This window comes from Streptococcus oralis (genome assembly GCF_023109315.1).
GTDB lineage: Bacteria > Bacillota > Bacilli > Lactobacillales > Streptococcaceae > Streptococcus > Streptococcus oralis_BS.
The window spans coordinates 1-22,613 of sequence record NZ_JALDUF010000010.1 but is presented as its reverse complement, the minus strand read 5'-3'; the positions used below and the strand labels follow the sequence as shown (position 1 = coordinate 22,613).

Annotated in this window: 20 protein-coding genes; 4 read left to right on the top strand and 16 right to left on the bottom strand. The window is 41.2% G+C overall.

All coding sequences use genetic code 11. The features are described 5' to 3' along the window. Positions 1–27: 27 nt before the first annotated feature. The 8 genes from M1F74_RS09670 to M1F74_RS09635 all read right to left on the bottom strand — a co-directional run bounded on the left by M1F74_RS09670 (position 28) and on the right by M1F74_RS09635 (position 9,846). On the bottom strand, positions 28–1,881 hold the full coding sequence (locus M1F74_RS09670) for a proline--tRNA ligase (protein ID WP_000814035.1): 1,854 nt from the start codon (positions 1,879–1,881) through the stop codon (positions 28–30). Positions 1,882–1,897: 16 nt separating this feature from the next. After that, positions 1,898–3,154, bottom strand: coding sequence for an RIP metalloprotease RseP (gene rseP / locus M1F74_RS09665; RefSeq protein ID WP_247946986.1), 1,257 nt, complete (start codon positions 3,152–3,154; stop codon positions 1,898–1,900). A gap of 15 nt (positions 3,155–3,169) precedes the next feature. Further along, positions 3,170–3,973, bottom strand: a complete 804-nt coding sequence (locus M1F74_RS09660; RefSeq protein ID WP_247946985.1) for a phosphatidate cytidylyltransferase — start codon at positions 3,971–3,973, stop codon at positions 3,170–3,172. A gap of 8 nt (positions 3,974–3,981) precedes the next feature. After that, a complete protein-coding gene (locus M1F74_RS09655) occupies positions 3,982–4,740 on the bottom strand; it encodes an isoprenyl transferase (RefSeq protein ID WP_247946984.1) in 759 nt (252 codons plus the stop codon). A gap of 209 nt (positions 4,741–4,949) precedes the next feature. Next, the gene (locus M1F74_RS09650; RefSeq protein WP_247946983.1) at positions 4,950–5,534 is read right to left on the bottom strand and encodes a nucleotidyltransferase family protein; all 585 of its coding nucleotides are present in this window, start codon (positions 5,532–5,534) and stop codon (positions 4,950–4,952) included. Then, positions 5,515–6,513, bottom strand: a complete 999-nt coding sequence (gene ruvB, locus M1F74_RS09645; RefSeq protein ID WP_282184767.1) for a Holliday junction branch migration DNA helicase RuvB — start codon at positions 6,511–6,513, stop codon at positions 5,515–5,517. The genes M1F74_RS09650 and ruvB overlap by 20 nt, the downstream gene beginning before the upstream one ends. 287 nt (positions 6,514–6,800) lie before the next feature. After that, on the bottom strand, positions 6,801–9,212 hold the full coding sequence (locus M1F74_RS09640; protein WP_247946982.1) for a flavocytochrome c: 2,412 nt from the start codon (positions 9,210–9,212) through the stop codon (positions 6,801–6,803). A 25-nt stretch (positions 9,213–9,237) separates the two neighbouring features. Then, positions 9,238–9,846 (bottom strand): NADPH-dependent FMN reductase, encoded by a 609-nt coding sequence (locus tag M1F74_RS09635; protein WP_049478933.1) that lies wholly within the window; start codon positions 9,844–9,846, stop codon positions 9,238–9,240. 218 nt (positions 9,847–10,064) lie between these two features. Here M1F74_RS09635 and M1F74_RS09630 point away from each other — a divergent pair, with 218 nt between their 5' ends. Together M1F74_RS09630 and M1F74_RS09625 are read left to right on the top strand one after the other, a co-directional pair. After that, entirely contained in the window at positions 10,065–11,264 is a 1,200-nt protein-coding gene (locus tag M1F74_RS09630) for an L-lactate MFS transporter (RefSeq protein WP_247946981.1), read from the top strand. Between the two features lie 75 nt (positions 11,265–11,339). Next, positions 11,340–12,218 carry an AraC family transcriptional regulator gene (locus M1F74_RS09625; protein ID WP_247946980.1) on the top strand — a complete coding sequence of 293 codons (879 nt, stop codon included), beginning with the start codon at positions 11,340–11,342 and terminating at the stop codon, positions 12,216–12,218. A gap of 190 nt (positions 12,219–12,408) precedes the next feature. Here M1F74_RS09625 and M1F74_RS09620 read toward each other — a convergent pair whose 3' ends face one another. The 8 genes from M1F74_RS09620 to leuS form a co-directional block, all read right to left on the bottom strand. Then, positions 12,409–12,825 (bottom strand): GNAT family N-acetyltransferase, encoded by a 417-nt coding sequence (locus tag M1F74_RS09620; protein ID WP_247946979.1) that lies wholly within the window; start codon positions 12,823–12,825, stop codon positions 12,409–12,411. 11 nt (positions 12,826–12,836) lie between these two features. Beyond that, positions 12,837–13,532, bottom strand: coding sequence for a GNAT family N-acetyltransferase (locus M1F74_RS09615; protein ID WP_247946978.1), 696 nt, complete (start codon positions 13,530–13,532; stop codon positions 12,837–12,839). Positions 13,533–13,625: 93 nt separating this feature from the next. After that, positions 13,626–14,045 (bottom strand): DUF3021 domain-containing protein, encoded by a 420-nt coding sequence (locus M1F74_RS09610; protein ID WP_000825488.1) that lies wholly within the window; start codon positions 14,043–14,045, stop codon positions 13,626–13,628. A gap of 9 nt (positions 14,046–14,054) precedes the next feature. Beyond that, complete coding sequence (locus tag M1F74_RS09605) at positions 14,055–14,510, bottom strand: LytTR family DNA-binding domain-containing protein (RefSeq protein WP_009729708.1); 456 nt, start codon at positions 14,508–14,510, stop codon at positions 14,055–14,057. Positions 14,511–14,528: 18 nt separating this feature from the next. Next, on the bottom strand, positions 14,529–15,371 hold the full coding sequence (locus M1F74_RS09600) for an ABC transporter permease (RefSeq protein WP_195215977.1): 843 nt from the start codon (positions 15,369–15,371) through the stop codon (positions 14,529–14,531). Next, entirely contained in the window at positions 15,371–16,237 is an 867-nt protein-coding gene (locus tag M1F74_RS09595) for an ABC transporter ATP-binding protein (RefSeq protein ID WP_084941155.1), read from the bottom strand. The genes M1F74_RS09600 and M1F74_RS09595 overlap by 1 nt, the downstream gene beginning before the upstream one ends. A gap of 511 nt (positions 16,238–16,748) precedes the next feature. Further along, positions 16,749–17,162 (bottom strand): YjdF family protein, encoded by a 414-nt coding sequence (locus M1F74_RS09590; RefSeq protein WP_000407103.1) that lies wholly within the window; start codon positions 17,160–17,162, stop codon positions 16,749–16,751. Between the two features lie 257 nt (positions 17,163–17,419). Then, complete coding sequence (gene leuS, locus M1F74_RS09585) at positions 17,420–19,921, bottom strand: leucine--tRNA ligase (RefSeq protein ID WP_247946977.1); 2,502 nt, start codon at positions 19,919–19,921, stop codon at positions 17,420–17,422. Positions 19,922–20,068: 147 nt separating this feature from the next. Here leuS and M1F74_RS09580 point away from each other — a divergent pair, with 147 nt between their 5' ends. Continuing rightward, positions 20,069–21,718: a sensor histidine kinase gene (locus tag M1F74_RS09580; RefSeq protein ID WP_247946976.1), complete on the top strand. Its 1,650-nt coding sequence runs from the start codon at positions 20,069–20,071 to the stop codon at positions 21,716–21,718. Further along, positions 21,711–22,481: a response regulator transcription factor gene (locus M1F74_RS09575; protein ID WP_080980817.1), complete on the top strand. Its 771-nt coding sequence runs from the start codon at positions 21,711–21,713 to the stop codon at positions 22,479–22,481. Before M1F74_RS09580 ends, M1F74_RS09575 begins: the two co-directional genes overlap by 8 nt. The last annotated feature ends 132 nt before the right edge of the window (positions 22,482–22,613 follow it).

Genomic DNA, 22,613 nt, shown 5'->3' with positions numbered 1-22,613 from the left:
GCCTTGTTTTTCTTCTGATTATAGTTTTTATTTCTTGCTTAGGATTTCAAGGGTTTCGAGCAAGTTATCTGCATGAACTTCAATGGTGTCACCAGTCGCCTTAATCTTAACTTCTACGATACCATCAGCCGCTTTCTTCCCAACGGTGATACGGATTGGAAGACCAATCAAATCGCTATCGCTAAACTTCACTCCGACACGTTCGTTACGGTCATCTGTCAAGACTTCGTAACCAGCTTCCATCAAGCTTGCTTCAAGTTTTTCTGTTAAGGCTTGCGCTTCTTCATCTTTGACATTGACAGTGATCAAATGCACATCAAATGGTGCCAATTCTTTAGGAAAGTTAACTCCCCAAGCATAACGGTATTCACCTTTTGGCGTTTTGTTAACAAAGAGGCGAGCGTGTTGCTCTATAACGGCTGAAAGGAGGCGGCTAACACCGATACCGTAACATCCCATGATGATTGGCACAGCACGACCATTTTCATCCAAAACATCTGCACCCATACTTGCTGAGTAGCGAGTTCCGAGTTTGAAAATATGACCAATCTCGATACCACGCGCGAAGTTAAGAACACCTTGTCCGTCTGGTGAAATTTCACCCTCACGAACTTCACGGATATCCACATATTCTGCAGTGAAGTCACGACCTGGGTTCACGCCCGTCAAGTGATAGCCATCTTCATTAGCCCCCACAACAGCATTGCGAACATCTTGCACCTTACGGTCTGCAATGATTTTCACATTCTCTGGCAAAGCAACTGGGCCAAGCGAACCAAATCCTGCTGGGATAACACTTGCTACTTCTTCTTCGCTAGCCACATCAAAGAAATCTGCACCCAAATGGTTTTTCAACTTGACTTCATTAAGTTGGTCATTTCCAACTAGAAGGGCTGCAACAAGCTCACCATCTGCCATGTAGAAGAGGGTTTTGATCGTTTGTTCTTCTGGCACGTTAAGGAAGGCTGCGACTTCATCGATGGATTTAACACCTGGAGTTTCCATTCGAGTCACTTCTTCTTCCGCAACGACACGGTTGCTTGGTTTGTACTCGTTTGTTGCCATTTCTAAGTTAGCTGCATAGCTAGACTCACTTGAGTAGGCAATGGTGTCTTCACCAGAAACCATCCATTTGAGCAATTCTGCCTTGATTTCTTCTTGTACTTCTGCAGGAATTTCATCAAATGATGCAACTGACTTGTCCAAGACAACCCAGCGGTCAAGGTCTGTACGAGCAGGAGTGATGGCCATAAATTCTTGGCTATCCTTACCACCCATGGCACCACCGTCACCGATGATAGCCTTGAAATCCAAACCACTGCGAGTGAAGATACGTTCGTAGGCCGCCTTGTACTCGTCATAAGTCACATCCAAACTATTGTAATTAGCATGGAAACTATAACCATCTTTCATGATAAATTCACGCGTACGGAGAAGACCGTTACGTGGACGTTTTTCATCACGGTATTTCGGTTGGATTTGGTAAAGGTTGAGTGGCAATTGCTTGTAAGACTTGACAGAGTCACGAACAATAGCTGTAAAAGTTTCTTCGTGTGTCGGACCTAGGATAAAGTCTGACTTTTCACGGTTTTTCAGTTTATAAAGGTCTTCACCATAGGTTTCATAACGGCCTGATTCACGCCAAAGATCAGCACTGAGAAGGGCAGGAGCCAACATCTCCACCGCACCAATCTTATCAAACTCTTGGCGCATGATATTCTTAGCCTTTTCAATCACACGGTTAGCGAGTGGTAGGTAAGAATAAACACCGGCAGAAACTTGACGAACATAACCAGCACGCAACATAAGGGCGTGGCTGATAACTTGAGCATCGCTTGGCATTTCGCGAAGCGTTGGGATTAGCATTTTACTTTGTTTCATAATATTCCTCGATTATCTAAAAGAAGAGTCGCATAATGTCATTCCAGGTCACAGCTAGCATCAAGGCAACCATGATAACTACACCAGCCATGGTGACATAGGTTTCAATTTCTTGTTTAAGGGGTTTCCGGCGGATAGCCTCTAGGATATTGAGCACAATCTTTCCACCATCCAAAGCTGGGATAGGGATCAAGTTAAAAATCCCGATATTGATGGAAATCATAGCTAAGAAGTAAAGGACATTCTCAAGACCATTTTTAGCAGCATCGCTACTTGCCTTAAAAATAGCAACGGGACCACCGAGTTTGTTCAAATCTGGATGGAAAATCAAGTTTTTCAGAGCCGAAAGGATACGGAGCCCTGAGTCAGCAGCAGTTGTAAATCCACCAACAAACATGGATAGAAAGTCTGACTTGACTCCCGGTTGAACCCCGAGAATGTAACGCCCTTGATTCTCTTCTGGAGTCACCGTGACTTGTTTTTCGCTACCATTTTCAGAAATGGTCACATCTAAGGTCGGAGAGGTCTTGTCCTTGGTATCGGCTTCCACAGCCTGGGTCAAGTCTTGCCAATTCTTAACCTCATGCGAGCCGACCTTGGTAATTTGAGCGGTCTCAGCTACACCTACCTTAGCCAAAGCTCCCTCTGGCATGACATGAAAGAGATTGGTCTGAGTATCTCTAACACCGCCTTGCAAAAAGATCAGGATCCAAAAAACAACAACACCTAAGATAAAGTTATTCATAGGACCTGCAAAGTTGGTGATAAGCTTACCCCAGATAGAAGCATTTTGATACTGTACATCCAGAGGAGCGATGCGTACTTCGGTTCCGTCTTCTTCAACAACCGTCGCATCATGATCCACTGCAAAAGTCTTTTCTTCTTCCAAGACCAACCCCTTGATAAAGAGCTTGTCTTCAAAGTCAAACTGGGTTACCTGCATAGGAAGGGCCGTTTGATCCAACTTCTTTCCTGAGAGGTTGATCCGTTTGACCTTGCCATCGTCGGCAAGTGTTAAACTGACTGGAGTTCCTGTCTTGATCTCTGTCGCATCATCACCCCAGCCTGCCATACGAACATAGCCTCCTAGAGGAAGGATCCGAATGGTATAAGCAGTGCCATCCTTACCGATATGGGAAAAAATCTTGGGCCCCATACCAATGGCAAATTCACGAACTAGAATGCCTGATTTCTTGGCAAAATAAAAATGTCCAAACTCATGCACCACCACTATAATCCCAAAAACGAGGATAAAGGTTAGCAATCCAATCATTCAATCTTCCTTTCTTTAAAACAGGCCAAATAAGTGCATCATTGGAAACACAATCAGCATGCTGTCAAAGCGATCCAACACACCGCCATGTCCAGGGATAAATTTTCCAGAATCCTTGACACCAAAATGGCGTTTCATGGCACTCTCAATCAAGTCACCAAACTGGCCTGCTACACTGAAGAAGGCGGCAAAAAGACTCATCCTATAAATTCCATAGGGAAGAGCAACTGTACTGTCCACTAGCATGAAGAGTACTGTTATCAGTACCGCACCTAGAATACCCCCAACAAAGCCCTCAATACTCTTATTAGGAGAAACTCTCGGGGCTAACTTATGCTTGCCAAAATTCACCCCCGTCAGATAAGCTGCACTATCTGTCGCCCAAACGATAAAGAGAGCCAGGAGAACCTTATCAAATCCAGCTATACGAGCATCTAGTAAGGCATTGAAGCCAAAACCAACATAGAAACTCACAGCAATCGGAAAGGCAGCATCTTCAATCGTATAGTTTTTACTGAAAACGGTTGTCCCTAACATTATTGTAATCAAAACACTGTAGACAACTACATTGCCATCAACCGGCAAAAAAGTTAGGTAATTTTCTAAGGGGATTGTGAGGGCAAAGGTTGCAAGGAGGGTCAAGGTGCCCTCAATGGTCATAGTCTTTAGTCCCTTCATGTGCAGGAGCTCATGGACGCCTAGCATTGCTAACAAGCCAATCCCTATCTGCAACAGGAGCCCGCCAACAAACAAGACGGGAAGGAAGATAAGCAGAGCCAGTCCGGCAAACAGTGTTCTCTCTTGTAAATCCTTGGTCATATTTTCTCCTAAACTCCTCCAAATCGGCGTTGTCGACGATTGTAGGCAAGAATTGCTTCCTGCAAGGCTGCCTCGTCAAAATCAGGCCACAGGGTATCCGTAAAATAGAGCTCACTATAAGCTCCCTGCCATGGAAGGAAATTGCTCAAGCGTAATTCTCCACTGGTACGAATAATCAAGTCCGGATCTCGCACATCCTTAGGCAAATGTTGGGTGAAGAGATAGTTGCCAATCAATTTCTCTGTGATATCACCCGGATTGATTTTCGCATCTAAAACATCCTGAGAAATCAGCTTAACAGCCTGTGTAATCTCAGCACGTCCACCATAGTTAAGAGCAAAATTGAGAATCAAACCCGTATTGTTCTTAGTCAATTCCTCTGCTTTTGTCAAAGCTTCAAAAGTCGGCTTAGGCAGACGGTCCGTCTCACCAATCATCTGAATTTTAACATTATTTGCATGCAATTCAGGAACATAGTTATCATAAAACTCGACTGGTAAGTTCATGATAAACTTGACTTCCTGATCCGGACGTGTCCAATTTTCCGTTGAAAAGGCATAGACTGTGATGACCTTAACTCCCATCTTATTAGCTGCCTTGGTCACCTTTTGGAGGGCTTCCATCCCTGCCTTATGACCAAAAACCCGTGGTTGCATCCGTTTTTTAGCCCAGCGACCATTTCCATCCATGATGATGCCAATGTGAGCAGGAACCTGTGTTGGAACCTCAACTTCTACAGCTTTATCTTTCTTAAAAAATCCAAACATGATCTTATTCCTATTCAAAAATCTATCGTTTTATTATACCATACTTCCCTATTTTCTTCTATTGCTAAGTTACTATCATTACTTGTAAGTAACAAAAAATAAGCCGCCTGATTGGGCGACTTTATTTTATAGGGAGATTATTATGAAAAAGTTTTAGGAGTTTAAGTTAAGTTTCTCTTAACTTATGGACTTAGTATACCGTTCCTAACTTAAATTTTTCTTAAGTTTTTTGAAAAAGTGAGATTTTCCCATTTTTCTTGCCAATTTTTCTTGGACAGGCGTTCTTGATAGAGCTCCATCCGGTCCTCATTCTCTAAAAAATGAGGAGTTGGGGATACGTGAAAGTTAAAAATATCCTCTAAACCATAAGGCGCAAAGAGCTCTAAAGTTGCATCGGCATGCAAGCGAAGGCCTATCGCCGTACAGCGTTCTGGATACTTACTCATGGCATCACGAGAGCTTGTGTAAGGCGCAGTGTGGGGACTGTGTAGATGCATATAGACCTGATTTTTCAACTCCCACTGATACTGAGGGAAATCTTCTCTCAGCTTGTTCTCTAGGGATACTGTTTCCTCATAAGAAACATCTGGATCAAAGAAAATCACATCCACATCCGTTTCACGGTCAAAAGGGGATTTGTCTGACAAGAGATTCCAGATGAAATTCCTAACCGAACCCGCTGCCAACCACGAATCTTTCAGATCAAGATCACGAATGATGGTCAGAATGGTCATCATATCCGGATTTTCTCTGAAAGCATCTAGAATTTCTTGTTCATTTTTCATTGTATTCATACCCTAAATGCTCATATGCCTTAGCAGTCGCTACCCGTCCAGACCGTGTTCGCATGATAAAGCCTTTCTGGATCAGGTAGGGTTCGTACATGTCTTCGACCGTTTCGCGCTCCTCGGCAATATTAACGGAGAGAGTTCCCAGCCCGACAGGACCACCACCGTACATCTCAATCATGGTACGGAGGATTTTTTGATCCACATAGTCCAAGCCTTCACGGTCAACATCCAGCATGATCAAAGCTTTATCGGTAATCACATCATCAATAACCCCATTCCCCATAATCTGGGCAAAATCACGCACGCGCTTGAGGAGACGATTGGCGATACGAGGGGTTCCTCGACTACGTAAGGCCAACTCTGAAGCTGCCTCATGAGTGATTTCCATCTCAAAAATATCTGCCGTCCGCTCAACAATCTCTGTCAAGTCAGCATGGGTATAGTATTCCATATGACCTGTAATCCCAAAACGTGCCCGTAGAGGATTTGAGAGCATCCCCGCACGTGTCGTTGCACCAATCAAGGTAAAAGGCGGCAAGTCCAAATGGACACTGCGACTGCCCTCTCCAGCGCCAATCATGATGTCAATGTAAAAGTCTTCCATGGCACTATAGAGCACCTCTTCCACCGACATGGGCAAGCGATGAATCTCATCAATAAAGAGAACGTCTCCAGGCTCCAAATCATTCAAAATCGCTACCAGATCACCAGCTTTTTCAATGACAGGACCTGATGTTTGCTTGAGATTGACACCCAATTCATTGGCAATAACAAAAGCCATGGTTGTTTTCCCCAAACCTGGAGGACCAAATAAAAGAACATGGTCCAGTGCTTCATCCCGCATTTTGGCAGCCTCGATAAAGATTTGCAGCTGGTCCTTGACCTTATCCTGCCCAATATATTCACGTAAATACTGGGGACGGAGGGTACGTTCTACCAACTCCTCATCACCCATGATTTCATTATCTAAAATTCTACTCATGGCTCTATTATATCAAAAATCCAAGCCACAAACAAAAAAGCCACCTGATTGGGTGGCCTCTTTAGGGAGATTATTATGAAAAAGAAAAGTTTAGGATTTCATTAAATAAAGGGTACTCAATGAAAATCGAAATCAGACTAGGCAGATAGACGCAAGCATAACTATAGTTAGCTAAGTCGACTCTAACGAAGGTTGGTGAGATTTTCGAAGAGTATTAGGAGGTCTTTATTTAATGATTATATGATACACAAGGAGACTTAAAATTCCCTTAATTTTTAAATCAATCACTAACAATTTTCTTGAACAGCTGTTTGACCTGCAATACGTCCAAAAGTAAAGATATCCGTAAGCGAATTTCCTCCTAGACGGTTACCTGCATGGAGTCCACCTGCGACTTCTCCGGCAGCATACAAACCAGGGATAATCTGACCGTTTTGATTCAAAACGTGTGTTGAAGTATCAATCTTGAGTCCACCCATTGTATGGTGAACGGCTGGTTTTCTCGGTGTTGCGTAAAATGGCGCAACCTCACACTTGAGATCAAAACTACCTTTATTAAATTCAGGATCAAAACCTGCATCTACATAGGAATTGTAATTCTTAATCGTTTCCACTAGAACTTGTGGATCTACACCAATCTGAACCGCCAACTCTTCTATCGTATCTGCACGATAGAGAGTACCTGCTTTGACTTGGGCATCGATTTTTTCTTGGCTAGTATTGTAGGCAGTTTCCTTGATACGTTCATCTGCGATTAGATAGAACAAGCCTCCATTATCAATCGCCGCTTGAGATAGCTTATCTCGGCTACCGTACTCATCTACAAAGCGCTTCCCTTCAGTATTTACCATGATGAAGTTTGCTGGAGGAACTTGAAGTCCTGAGAAAAGAGCTCCTGTCACTGGATCGGATACTGGCATCATTTGACTAAAGCCCATACCCACTAAATCTGCACCTACACTTTGCCCTAAAAGAATACCATCTCCTGTTACAGCTGGTGTATTAGATGTAGCAATATCATCTGCAATTTCAGTCCAGTAGGTATTGTATTTTTGTAGCATCTTTGTATTGGCACCAAATCCTCCAGAAGCTAGAACAACGGCATCTGCATTGACAATGATGGTTTGACCGTTTCGACCTTCTGCTCTGACACCCTTGACAGCCCCGTCTTTTACAAGCAATTCTTTAACTGGAGAGTCAGTCAAGATCTTGCCACCATGTTCTAGAACATATTTTTGTAGGACAGATATAAAGGCATACCCCATTGGTTGAACCGGCTTATGGCCACGACGCCAAAGGGCTCCAACTGGCATTGTCACTTCACTACGAACAAATTCAACGCCGATGTCTTCCAACCAACGAACAGACTCTAGGGCTCGCTCGGTTAATACAGAAACCAAATCGTATTGGCCATGAATTTCATTTCCTTGTAAATCTTTTCGTTTCCCACCAATATAGGTTTGGATACGGTAAAGTAAGGTAGAATCGAACAAATAGCTCGGGTTCTGCAAATACTGTTCAACCTCAACTTTCAAGGCTCTAAAGTCCTCTAGATATTCTGGATCAATCGTTGATTCATCTGTCGCAATCAATTCTTGAAGCGTATGCGCCTCACCTGGATGAGCTGCGAAGGTTCCTTGCCATGCTGGATCTGGTGCATTCATTGGACCACCTGCACGAACAGTATTTCCTCCAATTGCAGGAAATTTCTCAACAACAATTGGCTTCTTACCAGCTTGTAAGACTGCAGCTGCTGCAGCTAATCCAGCTCCTCCGCCTCCGACGATGACAACGTCTGCCTGATAGGTTTTATCTTCTTTATCTAAGGCGGATGGTGCTTTTGAGCGTTTCCGTAAAACATCTGGATTTGCACCGGCTTGTTTGACTGCACGCGCAACTCCATCTAAAACACCATTTGAAGTCACAGAAGCTCCTGACACCGCATCAACATTTAAGGTTTGTCCCTCAATGATTTCTGCTGGAATACGGGTAAAGACGACATCTGCGATTCCTGAAGATTCTCCAGAAGAATCGATTTCGATTTTTTCAATACGGTCCTCAGAAACCGTTACATCCATCGGTAATTTACCATTATGGCCTTCAGTTGTAACATGGTAAGTCCCCGGTTCAAAGCGAACTTCTTCAGGAAGATTTATTTGGTTTGCAACGGATACAAAGCGAAGGAAACGATAGAAACAGCTATCTAAGAAATCAACAGTTCGCTCCTCAATCAAATCTCCATTATCATCAAATGCTCGATGAGCTCGACCAAGTAAAAACTCACTACCTGGCATAACTGTTGCATTTACCCCAGGAGCATCCAAAATCTGACGAAGATGAAGTTGGGCACGTGAAGAACCTTGAATATCGTAGGAAGCTCCGACAATCATTGTCGGCTTTCCATCTAGTGGATGAATGTTAAAAGACAACCACTCGAGCAAACTATTCAAACTTGATGGAATCGTATGATTGTGCTCGGGTGTCGAGATAATGACACCATCAGCTTCTGAAATAGCTTGATTAAACTTCTGAATAATAGGTGTATCTGTTTGATCATCTGTTTCATTGAACATCGGTACATCTGTTATTTCTAAAATCTCCATATCCGCTTTTGAAACAAAATGTCTTTTCATAAATTGCAACAGGTTGCGATTATAGGATTTTTTTGCATTAGTCCCAACAATAGCTACTAATTTCATTGACTCTTCTCCTTTCATTAATTCCCTAGGCTTTTAACCATTCTTCCCAGATGAATGATTTTTTTCGATTTGTATCTTCAGGTTTTACTAAAGCTTTTGTTAATTCAACAAAATTTTGAAACTCTGAAAAATGTTCTTCTAGTTCTGCAACCTTTTCAGGATTGTTCAAATGACACTCATCATCTAGGACTTGCTCAGAATGACCTAGAAAGAACTCTGTACCCGGCATAACTCTTGCTTTAAGCTCCGGCGCATCTAAAATCTGACGCAAGTGCGCCTGCGCTCTAGATGTTCCTAGCAAACCGAGAGAAGCTCCGACAATCATAGTTGGTTTGTTAACCAAGGCACGACTGGTATAAGCAATCCACTCTAAAGCAGAGGCCAAAGGTGCTGGTATTGTGTGATCGTATTCCGGGGTTGAAATAATCACACCATCTGCAGCAAGAATTTTTTCTGAAAAAGCTTGAACTTCAGCTGGCGCTAGCTTGTCCTCAGGTTCGTTAAATGCTGGCAATTGTTTGATTTCCAATACCTCAATGTCGGCTTTATCCGAAAAATGCTTTTGCATAAATTTCAAGAGTTTCCGATTGGTTGAGCGATCCGAATTGGTTCCAACGATAGCAACTAGTTTCATCTTGGTACCCCTTTCATTTATTTAATCTACTTTCATTATACTACTTTAGAAAATCTTGTAAATCCTTGATAATAAAGACCGTGTTATTCTATCAGATTATCGTACTTTAGTACAAGTTCGTGAAAAAATTAACAAAATATCTTCATAAACTATTGACCGGCTTCCTTAACTATGATATAGTCTTGGTGAAAAAATATACATTTAAGGAGGATGTTTTTATGAAAGAGACATTCAATCGTTGGAGGATTTTAGTCGCGTCTACAGCCATTCTTCTTTGCACAGGTGCCGTCTATTCCTTTTCTGTTTTTGCCGGACCACTTAGCAGTTCAACAGGCTGGTCCATGTCTGATATTATGTTAGCATTTGCTATCAACTCTGCAATCGGTCCTATCCCCATGATTCTTGGAGGTTATTTAGTTGACAAAGGTTACGTAAAATGGACCATCGCCCTCGGTGCTCTCCTATTTGCTAGCGGATTTTACTTAACCGGCTATGCCAATTCACCAGCCATGCTTTATTTGACCTATGGATTAATGGCCGGGCTTGGTCAAGGTTTTGCCTATTCGGGTGCCCTCTCCAATTCACTTCGCCTCTTCCCTGATAAACGTGGCTTAGCCTCTGGAATTCTGACAGGCGGCATGGGATTTGCCGCAGTCATCGCTTCTCCAGTCGCAAGCAATCTCATTCAACAACAAGACGCCTTCTTTGCTTTTCGTACAATTGGACTAGTCTATATTGTTGTTATCATCTGTGCAATTTTCTTTATCAAGGCAGCTCCAAGCGGCTACCAACCAGCAGGCTGGAAAGCTCCTATCCCAACCAAGCAAGGAGCTACTAATAAAAACTGGAAACAAATGCTACAAAGTCCTCTGTTTTACATTATCATTAGTATGTTCTTTGTTGGAGCCTTTTCTGGTTTGATGATTGCCTCTCAAGCATCACCAATCGGTCAATCAATGTTTGGACTCTCTGCTGGTACTGCAGCTCTCTATGTCTCTCTTTATTCAATCGCAAATTCTAGTGGTCGTTTTATCTGGGGATCACTTTCTGATAAAATTGGCCGTTCAAAGACCTTATTGATTATCTACTCTGTCATTGTCCTAGCTTTATTCTCCCTAACTATCGTTCCTGGTCAATTCGGGTTTACCTTAGGAATTATTGGGCTTGGTATCTGCTTTGGTGGTGTTATGGGGGTCTTCCCATCTATCGTCATGGAAAATTACGGTCCTGCAAATCAAGGGGTCAACTACGGCATCGTCTTCACTGGATATTCTTTAGCAGCATTTTTCGCTCCCAAAGTCGCTGTTCAAATGGCAATGGCTAATAATGGAAATTATAGTGTAGCTTTTTATGTGGCTATCGCTCTCGCAGCTGTTGGGCTTCTCCTTAACCTCCTATATATGAAGAAAAAAGGCTAAAAAAAGAGAACTTCCTATATAAGGAAGTTTTTTTGGTATAATAAAAGTAGTAATAGTATATTGGGAGGATTTACCATGGCAGACCGTTCACGTTTCTTACGAGATAACCCATCTGACTTCCCATATGATTTTGAAAAACAAATCCTGTCCAAGCAATCTTCTAATACAATTTACCATTGGCATCCTGAACTCGAGATAATCTATGTCAAAAAAGGAACTGCTACCTTCTATATCAACTCTGAGCGCTTTGAAAGTCATGAGGGTGATATTTTTCTAATTCAGCCAACGTCTCCTCACGCTATCTACCCTATTGAAAATCAAGAACAAATTTCAGCAGTTTTTCGTATCCATTTAGATTTCCTAGGTAGAAGTCAAATTGACAGTTTTAGCCAACGCTATATCCAACCCCTCCACTCTGGTCACTTTTGCCTTACTCCCCAAATATCACCAGGCGATAAGGCCTATGATCAAATTCAATCCTGCCTTCTTTCCCTCTTTTCTATCCTTGAAGAAAAAGGCATATACTACGATCTACTCATAAAATCTAAACTATACGAATTGCTTCATCTTCTCTTCAAGTATCGATATGTCAATCGACACTATACAGATGATACCTACCAAAAATACCAAAAACTAAAAGAAGTGATTTGCTACCTTGAACAGCACTACGCAGAACCCATTCATATTGAGCAACTGGCTGCAACATTTGGATATAGTAAAAATCACTTTATGAGTATTTTCAAGCAACATACTGGAGCCAGTTGTATGGACTACCTGCTCCAGTTACGTCTTGAGAAATCCTGTGAGAAACTCGTCCAAACCAACCTCAGCATTCAAGAAATTGCAAGCCAAGTCGGTTTCACCAACCTTTCAAACTTCAACCGTCAATTTAAGCAGCACTATCACCTAACACCTAGACAGTATCGAAACCAACAACTTAAAAAGAAAACATAATTCTTTCTCCTTAGTCTTTTCTAAGGAGTTTTTTCAAACAAAAAAGCCACCTAATCAGGTGGCTTTTTTAGGGAGATTATTATGAAAAAGAAAAGTTTAGGATTTCATTAAATAAAGTTAGGAGGTCTTTATTTAATGATTATATAATACAGGAAAAGGCTTAAACTTTACTTAAGAAAAAATAATTTTTTTATCTTTTTCGATCCACCCAAATCATTCCTGTACAATCATAAGTAGATAAGGTTTCAAATCCTAGAGAACGATAGAATCCCAAGTTTTTTTCTGTCTGTTCGGTCACTAGTTGGACTTGATAGGCATCTTTGAAGTCACCTAAAGCCTCTTTCATCAAGTTGCTACCAATCCCTTGGCGCTGATAGCTAGGCAAAACGATCAAATCCTGGACAAAAATCGATAAAAAACCATCTCCGACCAAACGGACCAAGCCCACCACGGCATCGCCATCAAGTGCTAGATAAATTGCTAATGAGTTAGATAAGGCCTTCTCCAACATCTGAGGTTGATGTGTATAATTTGTCCAACCGACAGCCTGATAGAGATGCAAAACATCCTCTAACTTGACAATTTCTTGCTTTTTAATAGTGATCATGTCAACACCTCTTAAAGTTCTCTCAAGCTCTTGTACTGCCGTCCATTTTTATCAAAATTTTCAGGAGCCAACCATACTTCCAAACGAGCTTTAACTTGAGGCCAGTCCTTATCAATCATAGACAACCAATCCGTATCTCTCGTACGCCCCTTATAAACGACTGCCTGACGGAAGGTTCCTTCATAGACAAAGCCCAAACGCTCCGCAGCTCGTCTGGATGGCAGATTAAGAGAATCACATTTCCATTCGTAGCGACGATAGTTAAGCTCCTCAAAAACATATCGCGCTAGGAGATACTGAGCCTCTGTCCCTATACGTGTTCCCCTGAGCTCTGGAGAAAAAGTGACGGCACCCACTTCTATTACTCGGTTATTCTGGTCAATGCGCATGAGAGAAAAAGTTCCCAAGGCCTTACCAGTTGCCTTGTCTACAATCGCATAGTAAAAGCGATCCTTACGAGCCAACATCTGATTTAAAAGGCTAACCAGTTCCTCCATATCTGCCACTGGTTCCTGAAAGAGGTAGGTCCACATCTCCCGAGGAGTACCTGGACCATAAACAGCTAATAAATCCTCCGCATGCTTTTCCACCGAAAGAGCCTCTATCCGAGCGTAGCGCCCTTCTAAGAAATCAATGGAAGGCAATTCTCCTGGAGTATAACCTTCCATTGACTCACCAATTATCTGACCATATTCATTTACTGGCATCGTTTTTCTCCTTGCTTTACGCTGAAAATACTATATCATAATTTGCTCTATATGGAAACTAGCACTCTCCTCAAACCTCATCCACTCACTACATTAGTGATTCGTTTTCTTTCTTTTATCTTCTAAGGCTTGATTAATCCGTTGGGTGAGCTTGTGAGTTTGCCAGATCTGGTACAACCATATCAGTCCATAAATTAATAAGAAAAAGAACCAAAGCAAGGGACTCAACAATGCTGAACCCCAGCCAAAAAATAGGTAGGTTAATACTAAAATAGTAGCTGTCGCTAACAAATGAACTCCTACACGCATACTATAAGCAAGAAACTCTAGCCTTTCAAGGATTAAGGTCAATACCCCCATAATTCCGCTCATCAAAAACAAAGCTAGAATATTTTTTGTCGTTGGTGTGGGATAGGTAATACCTGAATAAAACTGAGCCAATAACACCAAACTCAAATAAACAAAGGAGGCCGTACGCATTCCCGATACAAAATAAGCAATCAATCGCTTCATGATTTTCTCCTATAAACCTAGATAATCCATTAAGGACTTAACGTATTTCCGACTCACACTAGATTTGATACCCCGAGTCATCTTAGCCATCATGTTTCCTGAAAAACTATCCGATAATGACTCTAGATGGTCAATGTTTATAATTGAATGACGTGATATCTGTATAAAGTTACGCCGGTTAATCCGATTCTGAAAGTTTGTCAATGTTTCCTTAGTTTTATAAATCCCGTCTACCGTATAAATGGTCAACAAATTCTTATCGATATCTGCTAGAATAAGATCCTCAATTTTTACCATAACCAGATGATCATCCGTTCGAATAGGAATGACCACCTGATTAGTCGTTGAAAATTGTTCTAAATACTCCATGACTTCTCTTGCTTGGTCAGTTAACTGAGCTGCCTGAATTAAAATGTGTGGGTCTTTTTCTGAAAACTCTGTCTTCATTTCAAAACGAATCTTCATTTTCTCTCCAATACATCTTTATTTTCTCTTGCTAAACACTTTAACAAATAAAAGCCAAAGAAGAATAGCGACGAGACTGATAATAACCACTATAAAGTATGTTTCTCCCTTTGTCAATAGTTCTTGCCAGTTGATTTGGATTCCCATTTTTTCTTGAAATTCCTGTAACAGACTGTTGTTTCCTGAAAATGCGGTCTCTAACCGATCTTTCATCAAGACTTGTCGATAAAGAGAAGCAATATAAGTTGCAGGGGTACATTTCATGAAAAGCTGTGCAGAATCAGGTAATACTCCAATAGGGATATAAGTTCCTACTAAAAATCCAGAAGCAGTTCCCACTATCGTTGCCAGTTTCCCAAGGCTATCTACAGATTGAAAACGGTAAATCAAGAGAACATTTACCAAACTTGAAAGCAGACTGCTTAACAACATAATCAAAGCGATTTCCGGTAAATGACTGATAACTGGGCTCTCTTTAAAATAAAAACTCATAACAGCATACATAAACACCTGCATGACAAAAGAAATGACAATACTACTGATTAGATAGGACGTCTGTAAGCCCCAGTTACCTAAATCTGTCAAGAAGAGATCTTGATCCACTTGATTTTCACGATCCTGTACCATTTGTGTAAGAGCCGTAAAACTGGTTGTCATCCCAGTCACAGCCAAGGTCCCACCCATCAGCCAGTTATTTAAAAGGTTCGTATTATCAGGGAGTTGGGACCAAGCATCCGTCAAGTTCTTCTGCAAAAAAATGATATAAAGGAGGAAGGAAATCAATGCCCCCAATAATGAGAAAAATACTCCCGAACGATTACGAAAATATAAGATAAAATTCCGTTTCAATAAAGCTAGCATTAGCGAACCTCTCTTCCTGTAAGTGCAATAAAGGCATCATCCATAGTACCTGGGCGAAACTCAAAAGAATCAATTTCTTCTCGAACTTTTGCCAAATATTCAATGGCTTCCTGTGACGTCCTTGGATAAAAAAGATATTCCAACTTGTTTTCTTCCTCTACTGTCATTCCAGTCTGTAGCAACTTTTCTAAATCTTTCATTTCCTTAAAACGAATTTTTAGGATATTAGATGCATACTGACTTTTGATAGCAGTCGCAGAACCTTGCGCAATCACTTTCCCATGATCAACGATATAGATCTGATCCGCTTCATCTGCTTCATCCAGATAATGAGTCGTTAAGATAATAGTCATCCCTTCATCCTTTTGTAGTCGATACAGTAGATCCCAGATGGATTTGCGAGTCTGAATATCAAGACCTGTCGTTGGTTCATCCAAGAAAAGAATATCTGGTCGCGAAAGAAGAGCACGCGCAATATCAACCCGACGTTTTTGTCCACCTGACAAGGTTCCATAGAGTTGTTTCTGGAAAGCCGTCAAACCCAGTTGATGGATCAAATCATCCACACGACTTGCTGCAATCTCCTTATACTGTTGAGCACGAATCGTGAGATTTTCCCTAACCGTCAACATCTCATCCAGTACACTAGCTTGAAAAACAACTCCAATTTTCGTATTTGGCGCATATCGAATCTGACCTTGTGTCGGATTTTTCAAACCGATTAACATGGAAATAGTGGTTGATTTCCCTGCACCATTGGGTCCCAAAATAGCATTGAAACTTCCTTTTTCAAACTCTAACTGAATATCATCGACAGCCATATGATTACCGTACCGTTTAGTCAAATGTTTAGCTTGTAAAATCATATTTTCCCCTCCTCTTTACCTCACTAGTTTAACAAAAAGAATGAAAGAAAAATCGACTTTTGAGATAAACAGTTAAAATGAAAGGACAAGTGGTAAAATAATGGGGGCTAAGTTAAAGTGGTTCAGGCTGCAACCGTTTTTCTCCTATCGAATCACTAGAGGAAGTGGAAAATCACTTACAACCACACATTATATTTTTAAACATGCACTATAAAAGAGGTGTTTTATAGCATCCGGCAGAAAAATCCAAGAGTCGGTAGTATTGTTCTCGCTAAACCAAACAATAAAAAATGAATCAGAAATCATGACACACACTCCCTTCTAGCAAAATGAAACTGCTGAATAGGACAGGATTGAATTTAAAGCAAGCAAGTATTGTCCTGAATTTGAAACTGCCATTAGTAAAATTTTTGACGATAAGTAGAGCTATTAGGAGAGGAATTTTCAATACAAGCAAAAACAGCTCTTGTTATCCAAGAAGAGCTGTTCTATTTTATGAAAGAGAGAGTCACTAGTGACCCTTGTGCTTCTCTCTACGTTTTTGCTGTTTGCGTTCAAATTTCTCTTGCTTGAGCAATTGCTTTTGGAGACTAGACTGTTGTTTTGAATGCTTTTTTCGTTCCTCAAACTGCAACTGTAAAAGTTCTTGTGACTTAGAAGAAACTTTCTGCTTCACCTGTTTCTTTACAGCTCGCTGCAGACGCTTCGGATTCTTAATCTTCACATGCTGTTTGACTGTTGCCTCTGGACTAAAAGATAACCGAACAAACTGAGTCTGTAAAAGTTTCAAAATTTCATCCTCTTTTGGTTCCTGACCAAATGTCACTCGACAAACTTGATAAGTTCCCTCGTACTCTTGTTCAAACAATCCATGCCAAAATCCATCTTCAAAATAAACTGTCAAGCCAATTGAAACGATTTCCACGACAGCACCTCCTTAAATCTATCCCTAAGAATGGACAACCAAGGAGGAAGGTTACTGATAGGCTTGCCTACGTCTGGACTACCAACCAGAACTGTGTTTTTATCTTAGTTGGGACTATTATAGCATAATCCAATTTAAAAATCCTCCAGATTCTACTCTGAAGGATTCCTATCTTATTTCACAACGATATTAACGAGTTTAGTTGGCTCAAACAGTTTGGGGAACTGTTTGAGGTTGCAAATGAGCAAATAAATTGGTTATTTCACCACAATATTCACAAGCTTGTTAGGGACACTAATCACTTTCACGATTTCCTTACCGTCAATTTCTGCTTTGACTTTTTCGTCAGCGAAAGCAATTTCTTGCAATTCTTCGCGTGACAGGTCTTTAGCGACCATGAGTTTGGCACGAACTTTACCTTTGATTTGGACGACGATTTCGATTTCGTCTTCAACCAATTTGCTTTCGTCCCATGTTGGCCAAGCTACATAAGAGATGGACTCACCTGTTGCTGCGACTGTTTGCCAGAGTTCTTCTGCCAAGTGAGGCGCAAATGGGGCGATCAATTGGATAAAGCCTTTAGCGTAGTCTACATAGAGTTTGTCTTCCTTGTTAGCTGCGTTGACAAAGACCATGAGCTGGGCAATGGCTGTGTTGAATTTCATGGACTCGATTTGCTCTGTGACAGCTTTAACAGTTTCGTTGTAAACCTTGTCAAGAGCGCCATTGTTTTCCCCAACGATTTCCTTACTTGTGATCAAACGGTACACACGGTCAAGGAATTTACGACTTCCTTCCAAGCCTTCTTCTGACCAAGCGATCGAAGCATCGAGTGGTCCCATGAACATTTCATAAACACGAAGGGTATCGGCACCATATTGTTCCACCACATCGTCTGGGTTAACCACGTTTTTGAGAGATTTAGACATCTTGGCTGGCGCTTGCTCCAACTCTTCTCCTGTTTCCACATGGAAGAAGGATCCGTCACGTTTTTCAACCTTATCAGTCGCCACAAGAGCCCCACGGTGGTCACGGTAGCTTGTTCCCAAAATCATTCCTTGGTTAAAGAGTTTTTGGAATGGTTCCTTAGTCGGAACAACACCGAGGTCATAGAGGAATTTGTGCCAGAAACGAGCGTAAAGCAAGTGAAGCACGGCGTGTTCTGCACCACCCACGTAGATATCGACTGGCAACCATTGTTTGAGGAGATCCTCATCAGCCAATTTCTCAGTATTGTGTGGGTCAATATAACGGAGGTAGTACCAGCTTGAACCAGCCCATTGTGGCATGGTGTTGGTTTCACGACGACCTTTGACACCATCTTCACGAGTCACTTCAAGCCAGTCAGTCAAGTTAGCCAATGGGCTTTCCCCAGTACCTGAAGGGCGGATATCCTTGGTTACTGGTAAGACAAGTGGCAATTCACTTTCAGGAACGGCTGTTGAAGTTCCATCTTCCCAATGAATGATTGGAATTGGCTCACCCCAGTAACGTTGACGGCTAAAGAGCCAGTCGCGGAGACGGTAGGTGACTTTTTCTTGACCGCAGCCTTTTTCTTCCAACCAAGCCACAATTTTAGCAATCGCTTCTTCTTTGTTTAGTCCATCTAGGAAGTCTGAATTGACATGAAGACCATCTTCAGTATAGGCAGATTCTTCAACGTTTCCACCTTCAAGCACTTCTACGATTGGAAGGTCAAATTGTTTGGCGAATTCCCAGTCACGTTGGTCGTGGGCTGGAACAGCCATTACCGCGCCTGTACCATAGCTAGCAAGAACATAGTCGGCAATCCAGATTGGAATTTCTTTGCCATTGACAGGGTTGATGGCATAAGCACCCGTCCAAACCCCTGTTTTTTCTTTGGCAAGGTCGGTACGAGCCAAGTCTGACTTGAGGCTAGCTTGGTGTTTGTAGTCAGCTACTGCCTCAGCTTGCTCTGGACTTGTGATGGCATCTACTAGTTCATGCTCAGGAGCCAAAACGGTGAAAGTCGCACCGAAAAGCGTATCAGGACGAGTGGTAAAGACGGTAAATTCCTTGTCAGTCCCTTTCACTTTGAAAGTTACATTAGCACCAGTTGATTTACCAATCCAGTTGCGTTGCATGTCCTTGATAGACTCTGGCCAATCCAACTCATCCAAGTCATTGAGCAAGCGCTCTGCATAGGCCGTGATTTTAAGCATCCATTGGCGCATTGGTTTGCGGACAACTGGATAGCCACCACGCTCAGAAGTTCCGTCAGGAAGGACTTCTTCGTTGGCAATGGCCGTTCCCAATTCTTCCACCCAGTTTACTGGTACTTCGGCTTCATAGGCCAATCCTTTTTCGTAAAGTTTGGTGAAAATCCACTGGGTCCATTTGTAGTAGTTTGGATCTGTTGTGTTGACTTCACGATCCCAGTCGTAAGAGAAGCCAAGCGCATTGATTTGACGTTTGAAGTTGGCAATGTTTTCCGCTGTAAAGTCAGCTGGGTCATTCCCTGTATCCATGGCGTATTGCTCTGCAGGCAAACCAAAAGCATCCCACCCCATTGGGTGAAGGACATTGTAACCTTGGGCACGTTTGTAACGGCTAAGGATATCAGTCGCTGTGTAGCCTTCTGGGTGTCCTACGTGCAGACCTGCTCCAGACGGGTAAGGGAACATGTCAAGCGCATAAAACTTCGGTTTTGAGGCATCTGTTCCTGTCTTAAATGTATGATGTTCTGCCCAGTAGCCCTGCCACTTAGGCTCAATTTCTTTATGATTGTAAAAACTCATGGTCTCTCTCCAATTTTGTGATGTTACTATTATACCATTTTTGAGGGAATTTGGTCTCGTTCTATTCTATACTTTTCTATTTTACCTTGCTCTAGAATTTTTAAACTGCTATACTTATAACAGAAAACCCTTCCAAGGAGGTAGCGGATGTCTCATTCCTTTAAAAAATCTCTCCAAAAAGAAATTCTCCATAGAAGCTCTATCGCAGCCTTTGTGACCTCTCTTTTACTACTCATTTTACTTTTTGGTTTTTCCTATTTTTTACAAAAGCAACAACTCTCCAAAGATACGAGACAGATTGTCAAACAGGTTCAAGAAATGAAAGAAGCAAATAATGAACTCCTGACTACTATGAACCATAAAATGATTCCTGGATTTTTGGATGGTAAACACACAGAACGAGAAGTCTTTAGCTTATTTTACGAGACAAAAGCTAAATTAAAACTTAGTTCTGACCTCATTATCCTAAGTGATACAGGTGAATTACTATTTAGTACCAATCGAAATCATCAAGAAAGTATTTTATCTCCCTACTATCTAAAACTGCTCATTCAAAATCCTTCTCAAGAAAAAGTGACAGAAAAAATTGCACTCTCTTCAGACAAGCAACACTACACACTCTTTATCAAACCACTACTTCAAAACCAACGAGTTAAGTCCTATACTATTGCTTTCGTAAATGAGAATGATTTCATCTCAAGTTTTCCAATGATCAATTCCAAATACATCATTACCGATAGTTTTGGAAATATGTTTTCTAACAATACAAATCAGTTCACTCGTTCCACTCTTGAAAAATTTGATGAAAAACTCCTACACTCTCGCACCCACTGGTATGCGAATGAACCGCTTATTGTTCAAAAAGAAAAAGTCGGTGCTATTTTTTCAATCTATACTTTTCAATCCTTCTTTCCCATTCCTAGCTTACTCGGTCTAGCCTCCATTCTCACCTTATGTATATTCTTCCTCTACTTCTGGCAAGCAAGGCGAATTGCTCATAAAATCGCCACACACAATGCTGTTCCTATTGAAAGTTTGGTTTACCAACTTCAAGAAATTCCTAAACAAGCAGAAAAAAGGCTTTCTCTACAAACAGGTGATGAGTTTGAGTTTATGGCAGAAAAAATCAACAATATGTTGTACGAATTAGATCAACTTCATCAGAAAATGTTGACCATAGAAAAAGAAAAGTGGATTTTTGAAAGAAAAATGCTGGAAGCTCAGTTCAATCCTCATTTTCTCTACAATACACTTGAGACAATTAAAATCACTTCTTTAATGGATGCCGCTCTTACACAAGACCTAATTCAAAATCTCACGCGCATTCTTCGCTACAGTATCACCGATTTAGAAAAAGAAACAACCATTTGTCAGGATTTAAAGATTATAGAGGATTACCTTACGATCCATAAGATTCGTTTTAAGCACTTTTCTTATGATATTGTCTGTCCAGAAACTGTCGACAATCAGCCTATCCCTAAGCTTTTCTTGCTTCCTCTAGTAGAAAATGCTATAAAATATGGGATGCAATACCGTATTGATCTTCATATAGATATCCACATTACCTTGGAAGAAGATTCTCTGACTTTTTTAGTCAAGGATAATGCCGGAGGGCTCACAAAACAAGAGCGACTCGCTATTTTAGATTCTTTAGAAAGCCCTCATACCCAGCATGGTATCGTTAACAGCTACAAACGATTGAGCAATTTCTTTTCTGATGTCCAGCTAGATTTAGGAGTCAATCGCCATGGAGAAACTTGGGTAAAATTTGTAACGAAAGGACTAACTCATGTTTAAGCTCATCATCGTAGAAGATGAACACCTCATTCGAAAATGGCTAGAGATTGCCGTAGACTACTCTGCCTTAGGCATCCAAGTCGTAGGAACTGCCAGTCACGGTCAAGAGGGTATGAAACTCATCCAAGAAAAAGAACCTCATATTGTCTTAACAGACATCACCATGCCAATTATGGATGCTTTTATGATGTTTGAAGCCACTCGTACTCTCTCCTATGAAAAAGTTATCTTATCAGGTTATAACGATTTTCAAAATGCCAAAAAAGCCATGCAATATGGGGCAGTTGATTTTCTATCCAAACCAATTGATACCAAGGAATTGACAGAATGTCTTCAAAAAATTGTTTTGCGATTACGAGTTAGCACTTATCAAGAAACTCCTTTTTTAGAAGAATATCAAACTTTACTCACCTCTATCCAACAAGTCGATACACAAAACCAAATCATTCAGCAAATTCTGGAATTTGTGCATCAACACTACTGCATGCACTTTACCATTTCTACCATTGCAGAGAATCTAGGGTATAGCGAAAGTTATCTATATAAGGTTATCAAAGAAGACTTCCCAATGACGCTAAATGAATATATCTTACGCTACCGCCTCAAGCAAGCTATAGATAAAATGGCTGAATCCCCTAATTCTCCCTTAAGCGATATCTCTGAACAAGTTGGATTTTCAGACTATAAATATTTTGCCAAAGTTTTTAAAAAGTATCTCCATATTTCTCCAAAAGAATTAAAACTTATGGATAAAAACCATTGATGTAAAAGGATTGCTCAACTCTAGCAATCTTTTTATTTTGTACTTCCCATCGAAATGAACTGCACCCCAAAAGTTAGACAGAAAGAATCTAACTTTTGGGGTGTTTTATTATGAAATTGAGTTATGAAGATA

Coding starts and splice junctions, on each gene's coding strand:
- rseP (WP_247946986.1), bottom strand. CDS start 3,154: ATGATTGGATTGCTAACCTTTATCCTCGTTTTTGGGATTATAGTGGTG.
- M1F74_RS09635 (WP_049478933.1), bottom strand. CDS start 9,846: ATGAAACTAGTTGCTATCGTTGGAACCAATTCGGATCGCTCAACCAAT.
- M1F74_RS09575 (WP_080980817.1), top strand. CDS start 21,711: ATGTTTAAGCTCATCATCGTAGAAGATGAACACCTCATTCGAAAATGG.
- M1F74_RS09610 (WP_000825488.1), bottom strand. CDS start 14,045: ATGAAGCGATTGATTGCTTATTTTGTATCGGGAATGCGTACGGCCTCC.
- M1F74_RS09615 (WP_247946978.1), bottom strand. CDS start 13,532: ATGCCAGTAAATGAATATGGTCAGATAATTGGTGAGTCAATGGAAGGT.
- M1F74_RS09630 (WP_247946981.1), top strand. CDS start 10,065: ATGAAAGAGACATTCAATCGTTGGAGGATTTTAGTCGCGTCTACAGCC.
- leuS (WP_247946977.1), bottom strand. CDS start 19,921: ATGAGTTTTTACAATCATAAAGAAATTGAGCCTAAGTGGCAGGGCTAC.
- M1F74_RS09655 (WP_247946984.1), bottom strand. CDS start 4,740: ATGTTTGGATTTTTTAAGAAAGATAAAGCTGTAGAAGTTGAGGTTCCA.
- M1F74_RS09600 (WP_195215977.1), bottom strand. CDS start 15,371: ATGCTAGCTTTATTGAAACGGAATTTTATCTTATATTTTCGTAATCGT.
- M1F74_RS09580 (WP_247946976.1), top strand. CDS start 20,069: ATGTCTCATTCCTTTAAAAAATCTCTCCAAAAAGAAATTCTCCATAGA.
- M1F74_RS09620 (WP_247946979.1), bottom strand. CDS start 12,825: ATGATCACTATTAAAAAGCAAGAAATTGTCAAGTTAGAGGATGTTTTG.
- M1F74_RS09605 (WP_009729708.1), bottom strand. CDS start 14,510: ATGAAGATTCGTTTTGAAATGAAGACAGAGTTTTCAGAAAAAGACCCA.
- M1F74_RS09595 (WP_084941155.1), bottom strand. CDS start 16,237: ATGATTTTACAAGCTAAACATTTGACTAAACGGTACGGTAATCATATG.
- M1F74_RS09650 (WP_247946983.1), bottom strand. CDS start 5,534: ATGAATACAATGAAAAATGAACAAGAAATTCTAGATGCTTTCAGAGAA.
- M1F74_RS09640 (WP_247946982.1), bottom strand. CDS start 9,212: ATGAAATTAGTAGCTATTGTTGGGACTAATGCAAAAAAATCCTATAAT.
- M1F74_RS09660 (WP_247946985.1), bottom strand. CDS start 3,973: ATGACCAAGGATTTACAAGAGAGAACACTGTTTGCCGGACTGGCTCTG.
- ruvB (WP_282184767.1), bottom strand. CDS start 6,513: ATGAGTAGAATTTTAGATAATGAAATCATGGGTGATGAGGAGTTGGTA.
- M1F74_RS09670 (WP_000814035.1), bottom strand. CDS start 1,881: ATGAAACAAAGTAAAATGCTAATCCCAACGCTTCGCGAAATGCCAAGC.
- M1F74_RS09625 (WP_247946980.1), top strand. CDS start 11,340: ATGGCAGACCGTTCACGTTTCTTACGAGATAACCCATCTGACTTCCCA.